The organism is Leptospira ognonensis (assembly GCF_004770745.1).
In the GTDB taxonomy this organism is placed as follows: domain Bacteria; phylum Spirochaetota; class Leptospiria; order Leptospirales; family Leptospiraceae; genus Leptospira_A; species Leptospira_A ognonensis.
This window is the reverse complement of sequence record NZ_RQGD01000022.1, coordinates 124,682-136,868: the sequence shown is the minus strand read 5'-3', so window position 1 is coordinate 136,868 and position 12,187 is coordinate 124,682. Positions and strand designations below refer to the sequence as shown.

Genomic DNA, 12,187 nt, shown 5'->3' with positions numbered 1-12,187 from the left:
TGAGGAAAGCATGAGCTCAATAGATCGATCAAATTTTTATATACCTACAAAATGGCAGATGATAGCAGAGGCCTACGGAATCATTGAAGCAGGCAATTTATTAGTGCAGATACCTTCCTTAATGAAAGCAAAGAAAGGACAGGGAGAGAGGATCATTGTACTACCTGGATTTGCGACGGACGATATCTTCACGTTTCCGATGCGAAAATTTTTAGAAAACATCGGCTATAAACCAGAAGGTTGGGGTCTAGGAAGCAACCATGGGGACGTTCCGGTCCTACTTGATTTGATGAATACAAAAGTAAGAGAAATATTCAGAGAAACACAAGAAAAAATAATATTGATTGGTTGGAGTTTGGGAGGATACCTAGCACGCGAATGTGCCAGAGACAATCAAGATATCATAGAAAAAGTGATTACCTTAGGTTCGCCTATCATCGGAGGTCCAAAGTATACTTCGATTGCGGATGTCTATAGCAAGCAACATGGGATCAATATTGACCAATTAGAAAAGGAAATCGATGAGAGGTTTCAGACTCCGCTTGAGATTCCCGTATTTTCAATTTATTCGAAAAAGGACAATGTTGTTAGTTGGGAAGCATGTATTGACCATTACTCACCTAAGGCTACGAACCAAGAAATTGATTCAACTCACATAGGTCTCATTTTCAATGCAGATGCTTATGACTTGATTGCGAAATTCCTTCATTTATAGCCTTCTGCTTGTAATGAAAATAAATGAGCATACCTTCCATTTAAAGTTAAAAGCTCTTCATGAGTTCCATGCTCGATAATTTCGCCATTGGATAATACCATAATCTGATCTGCCATTCTAACCGTCGAAAAACGGTGTGAAATCAAAACCACCATTTGGTTATGTGTTAATTTTCGGAAGTGATTAAAGATATTCATTTCCGCTTCTGCATCCATGGCGGACGTAGGCTCATCTAATACCAGAATGTCGGCTCCTGTTCTCATAAATGCTCGCGATAGAGCTATTTTCTGCCATTGTCCACCGGAGAGTTCCTGACCACCTTTAAACCATTTTCCAAGCTGGGTTTGAAATCCGTCTTTCATTTGTTTGATGAAAGATTTTGACATTCCTTTCTCGGACGCATCATCCCACTTTACCTGATCGAGTATATTTTCAACATCTCCGACTCCAACATTTTCCCCTACGGTAAATTGGTACTGTACAAAATTTTGAAAGATAACTCCTATCCTTTTATGTAAGGTATCGAGTTCCCATTCTTTTAAATTGAGTCCATCGAGAAAAATATCACCCGACGTAGGTTCATAGAGTCGAGTGAGCAATTTGATCAAGGTCGTCTTTCCCGAACCGTTTTCGCCAACAATAGCAAGCTTTTCTCCTGGTTTTATATGAAAGGATACATTCTTGAGAACAGGCGTGTCGTTTCCCGGATAACAAAAGTATACATTGACAAAGCGAATGCCTTCTGCATTGATCCCTTCCTTTGCTTTTCCTTCATGCCTTTTTACTTGGATGTTAAGAAATTCATAAAGGTTAGCTAGGTAGAGGTTGTCTTCGTACATTCCACCTATGGCAGATAATGCGGTCGCAAATGTATTTTGTCCTTGCCGAAACAGAATGAGATACATTGTCATCTCGCCGAGGCTAATTCTCCCATCGATTGCCTCCACAACCATCCATGCATAAGCTCCATAAAAAGCGGCACTACCGATCAAACCTAAAAGATAACTCCAAAAACCCTTTTTAATTGTAAGATTTCTATCTTCGGTATATAAGCGGTTATAGATGGATTTATACCTTTCAAGCAACATCGGGCCAAGTTGAAATAACTTTACCTCCTTTGCATGATCTTCACGCGCAATCAGCGTTTCCAAATAATTTTGTTGTCTCGTTTCGGGAGAGCGCCATCGGAAGAGACGAAAGGCGTGCTCTGAGAACCGAGTCTCCGCGATAAATGCTGGTATGGTAGCGACGACAAGAATGATAACGGCCCAAAAGGAAAATTGGATGAGAAGTCCAGTAAATGTCATTAGAGTTAATGCGGATTGTAAAATTGTAAAAATACGTATAACAAGTGATAATGGTTTACTAGAAGCTTGCGTACGAGCCTGTGTCATTTTGTCGTAAAATTCTGAATCTTCAAAATGGTACAATTCTAAGGTAAGTGCTTTTTCTAGAATGATTACGTTTACTTTTTGTCCAAGTTGTACACGGAGTAACGACTGGCAAATAAAGGTCACTTTCTGCGAAGCCGCAAACAGAACGATCACGATGCCTTCTATGAAAACGTAAAATAGGGCCTGCTCTCTATCGGAAGAAAGGCTGGTTTTTGAGGCTAATATGACAAAATCGACGATTAGCTTTCCCACGTACGCGATGATTGCCGGAAACACCCCATTCGAAACTGTCACCAAACAGAGTGTAATGGTAAGAGCCTTGCTGGTAGCCCAAAGGAGGCTCAGTGCCTTGCCAACATATTGAAAAACTGCTAGAGATTTTATCATTTTTTATTAAAATTACTGATTAAATTATTGCTAGAATGCTAAGTGGAGAGTAAAAAATTTTCATGACTTTTCTCTTACTCAGAGTCTTTCATTTACTATTTTTACTTTTTCCCTGCTCTTATTTATTGTCACAAACTAAATCATTAGACTGGGAGCAAATAGAAGTAGATGCCTATCTCGGCAAAGACGGCTCTCTAGAAATCACAGAGACCCAATCGATACGGTTTTCAGGGGATTGGAATGGTGCCTATCGCCGGTATGATCTGGGAATGGGAGAAAAAATCAAATTTATCAGCTTAGATCGGAAATTGGAGAACGGAACTTGGATTTCTCTCAAATCTGGTTCTCTATACTATACGGATGAATTTCAATATGATCAGTTAAGGCATGAAATTAAATGGCGGTCTCGAATGCCAAGTGATAAGCCTTTTGATAATACTATATTAGTATATAAAATAAAAGTGAAATACATGGATATTTTAAGGAGGGAGGGAGGTGATAAATTTCGCTTGGATCATGATTTTGGTTTTAGTGATCGGAAAGGCGATATTGGCAGGATGAGCATTCATCTTAAAGTGCATGAGGATTGGAAAATTCCTGGAAAATTTGAAAATTCACTTACCTTTCTTTCGAATTCCCCGTTAAGTCCTGACCAAAAAATGATAGTTCAATTAGATCTTAGATACACGGGCACTGAGATTAAAAGTTTCAGCCCCTCACCCTTACGAATCTATTTTTTCAGAGGGATCGAATTGATACTTATTATCTGTGGTCTCGGTATTCTCAATTTCTTAATCTATATATATGCAAAGAAAATTGGAATTATGGATGAACCCATCCGTATTGATTCTTGGAAATTATTTTATGAGATACTATCTGACACAAAACCAGAATATGTTGCCATCTTAGCTGAATCAGGTATGACAGAAACTTGGATGACACGTCTGACCAACGAAGGTAAGTTACGGCTTAGCTATTCCGAAAAAACGAATATCATCCTTAGGAAGTTGGTCGAAGATGAGGCTTTTTCTGAGACTGACCAAAAAATTCTGAAAGATCTTTTTGTAAATGGGGGCAGGGAGGTTTCTTCCAATCAAATCAAAGAGTATTATAAAAGCAAAAAAACGAGCTATTCTTTAAATTCGGATATCGAACGACATTATACGAATGAAATGGAACGATTAGCTTTCCTTGAACCCAGAAACTCCTGGATAGAAAAATCATTTGGCTTTATCTTCGATAAGGTGTTTTTCAATTCATTTGTGTTTATACTGAGTGCGATCGTTTTTGGCCTATTCTATTATTTTTATCTCTCTGAACCTTTGAATTCTGTAGGCGTTGGTTTTGGCAGATTTTTCGCATCCATTCCTTTTACTATCATGTCCGCTGTTGTGGTATCAAGTTTTGAGGATGTTCATTATGGCATCCATGACGTAGAATTATATAGGGAAAGGTATTTTGTTTCTCGTTTCCTTCGCTCTCTAATTCCGTTATTCATTTTGAATGCCTTTTATATCTGGAGTCTAGAGATACCATCTGAAATCTATTTTTATATTCTCCTGGCATCCAGTTTTCTCAGTGCACAGCATATCATTCGTTTGTCGCCACTCTCGCATTCGAAACAAATTAAAAAGACACTGGAAATACTTTCATTAAAGAATTTTCTAAGTAGCAGGCTATCATCTAGCGAACCTTGCGATATACCAATTCAATTGGCTCCCTTCATTCCAGCCTTTGATTTGACTTTTAATCTAAGGTATCGAAGTGAAAATCTAAATCTAAATGATGCAGAATATTTGTTTCCAGAGAATATCTCAAAACAAATGGAATTGCATCTGCCCAACCAAACATCTCTTAGTTCTTTAGGTTCATCCGGGATTTCTTCTTCTATAGTTTCAAATGCGGGAAGCAGTTCTTTCTCCTCTAGCAACGGAAATTTTGGCGGAGGTGGAGCGAGTGCTAGTTGGTCAGATATGGAAGCATTTTCTTCCTCTGCAAGATATTCTCCTCCGAGTACTTCATCCTCATCCTCGAGTTCTAGCAGTTCAGGTGGCGGAGGTGGTGGGGGTTGGTAAAAAGCACCCTAAGGTGAAGTTCGGGAGGTTTGACTCTACTTCGAAATTTTGACTTCCTTGTAGAGACGGAAGTAGTAAAGCTCAGCAAATGCCTTGAGGATTAAACTGAAAACAGGTCCGAGAAGGGGATGGTAGATCATCAGGATCAGGGATCCAAAATAAACAAATAAAAATCCAAAGTAAATAGCCGTAAGTGATCCAAATTCATCCGATGGGTTTCTTTCACTGCCGACCCAGTTTCGATACGATTGAACCATAGATTGAAATTGGTTCCGCTCGGGTACGGGCGGTGTTCCGAGTGCAAGCCATGCCCATGAATTTTTTGGATTCTTGAACTCTCGTTCACGAAAGAAATGAACGAGCTTCGGTAGATACCGATACAAGGTAAGAAGAAACATTCCCCAAATGTAATATTGCTCTTTCGGACTTAAGGAATTGTAAATTGTCAAAAAACTGAAATTGGCATTCATGCCGCCAGAAACAGCAACACTAAGATATAATTCAATGAGCATGTAAAAGAAGAAATTGAAACCTATCAGTAAAAGAATGATACAAAGTATGGAAAGGATTAGAATCGATCCGAACAGAGCGATAAAAAAGATATAGAATATTTTTCCGAAAATTGGTTCGGGAACCTCCAAATCTCCGAGTCCCATTTCTTTGCCTTGTTGGATTGAAGCATATATTGCGGTTGATGTTAGGCGTATCAGTCCATATCCAAAAACAAAATACATTTCAGCGTATAAAGGCAGCATGATATTGCGAGGTTCACTTGCAAAAAAAAAGAGGCCAAGCAAGGGTGCGAGGTCAGCAAAAAAATCTGACCATTCTTTTCGAGACCATGGCAACAGGCTGAGTAAAAATGTTTTCATCAGATCTTATAGGTATTTTTTAAAAAATGATACCGCCCTCTTTTCTGATTCTTCTTTGTTATAGTTCCAGATTTGTTCATGTCGACTACAGACTGGAATCCATTTTTCTTTTGGTTCATTGGCCGCTTGAAACAAGCGCTCTGCGTGGGATTCGTCAACATAATCATCCTTATCGCAATGAAAGATCGAAATAGGGCGGGGAGAAATATTGCCAATTTTATCTTCCGGTACCACTGTTTCAATTTTCATATTTCCTCTCAGATTTAAAACAATCTGAACGATAGGTATTAAAGGATAGTAGGGAATACCAAAATCTCGTTTGGCAGATTGGCTCATCACATCCATGGCAGAGGCATAACCGCTGCTAAATAATCCTGCTTTTACTCTTTGGTCTTTTTCCATAGTCAGGATGCTTGTAGCAGCTCCCATCGAAAATCCAAATAGACCAATTGATTCGAGTTTTTTTTCGTTTAACAGAAAATCAATGCTCGCAAACACGTCTTCTGGCTCATAATAACCCATACTCGCAAAACTGCCTGCGTTCCTTCTCAATGAAATCGCAAGTAAATTGAATCCGGCCTTGTGGAGGCTCGGTGCAAAACGTAACCCTTCATTTTTTGAACCGCCATGGCCATGAACAAAGATGATCCCTTTTTTCGAATTTGCGGCTGGCATGTACCAGCTTTCGAGTTGCAAACCCGCAGGCGTACGAATGGTTACTGATTCGAAATCCAGGCCAATCTCCTTGGGTGTCTCACAGAATACGTGATGTTCTTTGTTGCATTTGACAGACGGGTAGAGAACCAGTGATGAAAAATACCAAGGTATGTAAGATAGAATCAGGAGGACAAGAAGAAGGGAGAGTATGACCTTATGGGATTTTTTCATAATCCATAATTTCAAATCTCTAACATATTTTGTAAATATCTTTAAAATGAAAATAATTGTAGACTGAATCAATGATTTCGGGATTTCTAAGTAGTACATTTTATGGACCATAAAGAAAAAGCTCTCTGGGAAATTCGAAACGAAAAAAACAAAGCAGGCGTAAGATGGCTGCTCATTTTTATCATCGTTCCTTACCTTTCCTATCTACTTCATACGGGAAAATCAGTTGAGATTGGGCAAAAAAATATTTTTAATTGGTATTATATACTTACAGTTGCAAGCTTTGTGGTTGGGGTAAATCTGATTGTCACATTCATACTGTTTCATGCCGCAAAAATTGGCCACATACGTCCTTCTATAAAATACTTAACCATGACCGCCGATTTTTTTGCGGTAGCTCTAGTCATGATTCCTACGGGCGGAAATGAGAGTATGTTTTTCACGATCAATTATATCGTGATTGTTTCTAATGCTTTAAGATACGGGTTACGGATCGCGATCCTTGGTACGATCGTAATGAATGTTTTCTATATTGGAGTTCTGGCCTTTCAGCACTATCCGGAGATGGAGGTCCAGGGCATACAAAAGGAGATTCTAAAAGTAGGCGGTTTCTGGCTTGTCGGTATTTATACTGGTTATCTTTCTATGCGATTTGAAGTTCTAAGAGGAGAGATCGAAAACTACCAATATTTATTAGCCCAGGCGCTTCGGAAAAAATAATGGATAGTCCAAACGAAGATAAAATTCCTCCGAGTATCGAGAAAACACTTAGAAAAGGAAACATTAACTTTGATTTCCTCCAACCTGACGAGTTCACAGATGAGACTCAGGATGTGGAGGCAGCCAATCGCCGAAACAATTCACGACAAGGAAAGAGAGGTCTATTCAATCGAGGCAGGCCACCGCGCCCTTTTAAAAGGATACATTTATATTTCGCTATTTTGTTTTGTTTCAGTCAAGTTGCTGCTATCACCGCCATCGCCCTCAGCGGACAGTTTCTATGGATACTATTCATACCCATTCTCTTAACTTTATTTTTAGGGTCTCTAATCATGGTCACTCTTCTCATGGTTAGACCCTTATAAATACAATCAGTTGCTAGGTGTTAGTGATGGGAAGGGTGGTTTCTTTGGGATGGTTTCCGTAAAGAATCTCATTGGCTCGAAAGCAAAGCCGATCCAACGTTTCTTCCAGAGCCTTGGCTTGCCTCGCAAGTGAGGCCTCACTCATATCGTCACTTGGTTCAATGGGTTCTCCAACAACAAGTGCCACTCGTGAAAAAGGGAGCGGGAAGCTTAAATCATCCCAATTCGAACTCACAATCCTTCTTGAAAATCCAACTCCAATAGGAACTACGCAGCTATTTGCTTTTGCAGCCATATAAATCACACCTGGTTTTGCTTCGTAGATGGGACCGTGAGGTCCGTCAGGGGCAACAAGCGCAGGAGTGCCACTTTGAATTTTTTTGATAAAATTGATGATGCCTGCTGACTGTTTTCCAAGTGATGCATCAAGAACATCAAAACCTAACGCCTTTAATGTTTTGAGTCCTATCTCACGAAAAAAATGAACGGAGCTATTTTCGTACTCTTGGGTGCGAGGATGGTCTGAATAGATGCATAAATTTCTATGGTGCAAACAAAATACAGCTGCATCCACAAAGGTATGCCAGATTGCTACAATATGATTTTTTTGAAGAGTTCGCAGGATTCTTAGGTGGTTTTCGCCTTCTACATGGAATTCTAAAGTAGATTGGTAGATGCTAAGGAGTAGCGCAGCAAATGTAGAAAGTAGGCTAGTTACAGCACGATAGAGAGTTCGTTTCACTGGATGAGCTGGCAACATGCAACCAATGCAAATACCTTCAAAAAAGTTGACTAGACTTTTTTTAGCTTCCATTACTTGAGAATTGGATGAGACTGTGTCTTGATTTATGAAAAGAGGAGTGGTTCTTTGGTCGAAATTAACGGATCTTGTCATAAAAAATTTTTACCCGTAAAAGATGCTTTTGCTGAAAACTTTGCGAGTGGGGATGAGATCGGCGCAGCCGTTTCCATATTTCATAAGGGAGTGAAGGTAGTAGATTTATGGGCAGGTTATAAAAATGTCCTGGCAAAAGAAGTCTGGGACTCCGATACTTCCGTCCCTTTCTTTTCTGTAACGAAAGGAATCACTTCCCTCTGCTTCTTAATGTTAGCCGAAAGAAAAAAGATAAAATACGATAATCCAGTGAGCACCTACTGGCCAGAATTTGGAAAAAATGGAAAAGAATCAATCACGGTAAAACAGTTGTTAGAACATACCGCTGGACTTCATGCTTTGAAGAAATCGCTCTCCATCAATGATTTTTGGAACAACCCAACAAAGGTTTATGGAGCCTTAATCGATCAAAAACCAGCCTGGGCACCCGGCACAAAACAAGCATACGGTGCTCAGATCTGGGGAGCTTATGCTGCCGAATTATTTAAGCAGATCGCTGGTGAATCCGCGGGTAAGTTCTTTCAAAGAGAAGTGGCAAAGAAACTAAAATTAAATCTCTTTCTTGGTCTACCAAATGGTCTCGAGTCGAAGGTAGCGACGATTTATCCAGTTTCCAATATCAGACGAATCATGTTACTTTTGCCGCAGATTCTGCGCGGGGAAGGCAGTGAAGGACGAGCCGGAAGGGCTGTCCTTTTTGGCCTTGGTAACAGTGAGGTGAACAAAGCATATTTGAACCCTTCGATGGGAACAAGAGGTCTAAATGCATTTAATGATCCTTTGTTACACAAACAAGAATTGCTTTGGGCCAATGGGATTGGGGATGCGCGAAGTTTGGCCACACTTTTTAATGTACTAGCGCATGGTGGAAAAAAAGGGAAATTAAAGTTAGTTGGTAACTCGATGCTAAAAATCGTTACGGCGAAAAGGGATTTATTATACGACGAAGTCATTCATAAGAGAATGGCTTGGAGTTTAGGATTTTTGAAAGAAGAAGACGGTCTATTCTCGCCTAATTTCGAAACATTTGGTCATCCAGGTATGGGCGGATGTTTGGCTTTTGCAGATACGAGAGCAAAAATTTCCTTTGGGTATGTTTGTAATAAAATGGACTATCGAGTCCGTCCTCCTAAAACTTTGCGCCTAGCCCATTCTGTTTACAAATGCCTTTAACTCAGGAGATCAATTCGCTATTTACGTCTAAGGAATACAAATTATGAAAAAACTATATACCGCAGTGATGACAGCAAGTGGGGGAAGGACAGGAACCGTTAAATCCCCAGACGGAAAGTATGATTTTGCACTCTCCATGCCCAAGGAATTAAGAGGAGATGGAGGAGACGGTGTCAATCCTGAACTATTATTTGCGGCAGGTTATTCGGCATGCTTTCATAGCGCGATGAAGGTGGTCGCAGCCAAACAAAAAATAGATATTGAACATTCATCAGTGACAGCATCCGTTGATATCGGGATGATTCGCGGTGGTGGTTTTGGATTGGCAGTTACTTTAACTGTTTCCTTACCGGGTATGGAAACAGAAGCAGCTCAAGGATTGGTCGAAGCAGCGCACCAAGTTTGTCCTTACTCTAACGCCACGCGAAATAATATTGAAGTCACCTTGGTCATCGCATAACAGATGATTGGAAGATTTTTTCGAGTATCGACATTTTTTTCTATCGTATGGCTTGGGTTAAGTTGCCATGCGAGTCTACCTTCTCATCTCTTCGAACGAAAATTAAAAGTGGATCTAAATCCGTCCCACTTGCCAGTCGTTTTTGTTCCTGGGATCAAAGGGTCTGTTTTAAAAGACACTACTGGATCGACACGTTGGCTCACAGCTGGGCAAGCCCTTGGATTTTCTACTTCTGACCTTCGTTTAACAGGTGAGTCAGCAGATTTGATTCCGCATGGTGCCATCGAAAGAGTTACTGCGATTCCGCGCCTCATTGATGTAGATTTATACGGTCCTTGGCTCGAGGAGATGAGTGATGTAGAGGGAGTAGATTTTTATGTATTTTCTTATGATTGGAGAAAGGATAACCTAAATACCAGAGATCAACTTGTTTCTTTCTTGAAAGAAATTTCTAATAAATATAAAACTAAACCAGCGTTAATTGGGCATTCTATGGGTGGCATGATTTCTTTCTCTACAGTCAATCAGGATCCTAGCATCGTAAGCAAGCTCGTACTCGTAGGAGTGCCATTTCGAGGCGGGATTGGATATATGAAAGATTTATACCAGGGCAATGCCACTGGCTTTAATTCAAAAATTCAAGGCCCTTGTATGATTGCTAAGTACGAAAGCGTGTATAGTTTTTTCCCAAGGCTTGGTACGAAAGACTCACAAGGTTTAGTTTTGGACCAATCAGGAGTAGAGATGTCCGTTGATTTTTTTAAAGAGTCCTCATGGAAGGAACACCTTTTGGGTTTTTATGGACAAAAATGTGCAGAGTCTGATATTCCAGATCCATTATTATTTCAGAATATACTAAATCGAGCAAAACTTTTCAGGGAAAGCTTAGACATCACACCGAAAATGATCAAAGCTCAACCACCGACGATGCTCTTAAATGCGAAAAATAATCCGACGAGAAAGGCCATCAGGCAAATGGAGAATCGTTGGAATATGGATATCGTACCTCGCGAAGAGGGAGACGGAAGCGTCTTACTGGAACACAGCGTTCCGCAACCTGGACTCACTTACGAAACTATTAGGACAGAAAAAGAGCATAGTGTTATGTTAAATGACCCAGCCATGCAAAAGAGAATCCTCGAATTTTTGAGAAAGTGATCGAGTGGAAATAGATTTAATGATTGAAGGATGAAAAATTCTGCTAAATTCTATCCTAATTATAACATTATTGATTGTCGAGAGAGAACGCCTACATGAAACAACCTAGTAAAGACTGGAAAGAAACTATCGCTCCCAAGGAAGAGGAAATCTTCCAGAAATACATGGAGCCTTTTAAACAATTACAAAGGAAAAAGAATCAGCTTTTCGGGAAAGGGAGAGGTTTACACCGGAAACAACTTCTCGGTTTGAACGCAAAATTAGAGATCTTCAAAGACATTCCCGACTATACTAAGGTAGGTCTTTTCGCCAAACCAAATGTTTACGATGCATTAGTGCGACTTTCCAATGGGGGAATGGATAAAAAGCCAGATTCTGTCCCCGATATCAGAGGTTTTGCCATCCAAGTCCAAGGTTTGACTGGCGCAGGTGCACTGGGTTCCCAAACTTCGACCCAAGACTTCCTTCTCATCAATCATGCCATTTTCTCTCTCCCCGATTTCGAATCGTTTATCAAATTGGTTTTGGCACTTGGGAATGGGATGGGCAGTCTGCTCATGTATCTTGTCAATGCGTACGGATTTCTTGGAGGTCTGAAAAAAATAGGAGAAACAGCTAAGACGATGGGAAAACCTTTTTCAGGTTTTGCGACGGAAGATTTTCATTCCGCTGCTCCTATTTCCGTTGGTAAATATGCTGCAAAGGTGAGAATTTATCCTCATAAAAAATCTGAGGGAGCCAAAACAAAGTCTCCTTGGGCAGAAGAGTTTAAAAGCCATCTTGACATGGGAGATCTAGTTTATGATTTTCAATTGCAATTTTACGTAGATGACCAAACGACTCCCATTGAAAATCCCAGCATTTTATGGCCTGAATCGGAAAGTCCTTTTGTGACCGTTGGTCGACTCACCATACCAAAGCAGACAGTCGATTTGGAAAACACAAGTAAACTAGCGTTACAGATCGATGCGGCAAAATTTGACCCATGGAATGCACTCGTTGAACATAAACCCCTCGGTCAAATCATGCGTGCGAGAAAACATTATTATTTTTTAAGTCAGGAAGAGCGTAAATAGCAAACTAGT

At 40.1% G+C, this 12,187-nt stretch carries 12 protein-coding genes; 8 read left to right on the top strand and 4 right to left on the bottom strand.

Annotation, left to right across the window (positions count from 1 at the left end; genetic code table 11):
• Nucleotides 1–10 precede the first annotated feature (10 nt).
• Complete coding sequence (locus tag EHQ58_RS06545) at nt 11–715, top strand: lipase family protein (RefSeq protein WP_135623082.1); 705 nt, start codon at nt 11–13, stop codon at nt 713–715.
• On the opposite strand, the gene EHQ58_RS06540 is transcribed toward EHQ58_RS06545, so the two are convergent.
• Nucleotides 706–2,496, bottom strand: a complete 1,791-nt coding sequence (locus EHQ58_RS06540; RefSeq protein WP_135623081.1) for an ABC transporter ATP-binding protein — start codon at nt 2,494–2,496, stop codon at nt 706–708. The two genes, EHQ58_RS06545 and EHQ58_RS06540, sit on opposite strands and share 10 nt — an antisense overlap.
• A gap of 62 nt (nt 2,497–2,558) precedes the next feature.
• Between EHQ58_RS06540 and EHQ58_RS06535 the strand changes: the two genes are divergently transcribed.
• On the top strand, nt 2,559–4,571 hold the full coding sequence (locus EHQ58_RS06535) for a DUF2207 domain-containing protein (protein ID WP_135623080.1): 2,013 nt from the start codon (nt 2,559–2,561) through the stop codon (nt 4,569–4,571).
• A 35-nt stretch (nt 4,572–4,606) separates the two neighbouring features.
• Here EHQ58_RS06535 and EHQ58_RS06530 read toward each other — a convergent pair whose 3' ends face one another.
• Both EHQ58_RS06530 and EHQ58_RS06525 read right to left on the bottom strand, forming a co-directional pair.
• Nucleotides 4,607–5,443 (bottom strand): hypothetical protein, encoded by an 837-nt coding sequence (locus EHQ58_RS06530; protein WP_135623079.1) that lies wholly within the window; start codon nt 5,441–5,443, stop codon nt 4,607–4,609.
• Nucleotides 5,444–5,449: 6 nt separating this feature from the next.
• A complete protein-coding gene (locus tag EHQ58_RS06525) occupies nt 5,450–6,331 on the bottom strand; it encodes an alpha/beta hydrolase (protein ID WP_135623316.1) in 882 nt (293 codons plus the stop codon).
• A gap of 102 nt (nt 6,332–6,433) precedes the next feature.
• Here EHQ58_RS06525 and EHQ58_RS06520 point away from each other — a divergent pair, with 102 nt between their 5' ends.
• Both EHQ58_RS06520 and EHQ58_RS06515 read left to right on the top strand, forming a co-directional pair.
• Nucleotides 6,434–7,051 carry a hypothetical protein gene (locus tag EHQ58_RS06520; RefSeq protein ID WP_135623078.1) on the top strand — a complete coding sequence of 206 codons (618 nt, stop codon included), beginning with the start codon at nt 6,434–6,436 and terminating at the stop codon, nt 7,049–7,051.
• Nucleotides 7,051–7,416, top strand: coding sequence for a hypothetical protein (locus EHQ58_RS06515; RefSeq protein WP_135623077.1), 366 nt, complete (start codon nt 7,051–7,053; stop codon nt 7,414–7,416). Before EHQ58_RS06520 ends, EHQ58_RS06515 begins: the two co-directional genes overlap by 1 nt.
• Nucleotides 7,417–7,429: 13 nt before the next feature.
• Here EHQ58_RS06515 and EHQ58_RS06510 read toward each other — a convergent pair whose 3' ends face one another.
• Complete coding sequence (locus tag EHQ58_RS06510) at nt 7,430–8,230, bottom strand: lysophospholipid acyltransferase family protein (RefSeq protein ID WP_135623076.1); 801 nt, start codon at nt 8,228–8,230, stop codon at nt 7,430–7,432.
• Nucleotides 8,231–8,284: 54 nt separating this feature from the next.
• Here EHQ58_RS06510 and EHQ58_RS06505 point away from each other — a divergent pair, with 54 nt between their 5' ends.
• The 4 genes from EHQ58_RS06505 to EHQ58_RS06490 all read left to right on the top strand — a co-directional run bounded on the left by EHQ58_RS06505 (nt 8,285) and on the right by EHQ58_RS06490 (nt 12,178).
• Nucleotides 8,285–9,484 (top strand): serine hydrolase domain-containing protein, encoded by a 1,200-nt coding sequence (locus EHQ58_RS06505; RefSeq protein ID WP_167883552.1) that lies wholly within the window; start codon nt 8,285–8,287, stop codon nt 9,482–9,484.
• 43 nt (nt 9,485–9,527) lie between these two features.
• A complete protein-coding gene (locus EHQ58_RS06500) occupies nt 9,528–9,944 on the top strand; it encodes an organic hydroperoxide resistance protein (RefSeq protein ID WP_135623074.1) in 417 nt (138 codons plus the stop codon).
• Nucleotides 9,945–9,947: 3 nt separating this feature from the next.
• Nucleotides 9,948–11,102 (top strand): alpha/beta fold hydrolase, encoded by a 1,155-nt coding sequence (locus EHQ58_RS06495; protein WP_135623073.1) that lies wholly within the window; start codon nt 9,948–9,950, stop codon nt 11,100–11,102.
• Nucleotides 11,103–11,197: 95 nt separating this feature from the next.
• Nucleotides 11,198–12,178 carry a catalase family protein gene (locus tag EHQ58_RS06490; protein WP_135623072.1) on the top strand — a complete coding sequence of 327 codons (981 nt, stop codon included), beginning with the start codon at nt 11,198–11,200 and terminating at the stop codon, nt 12,176–12,178.
• Nucleotides 12,179–12,187: the final 9 nt, after the last annotated feature.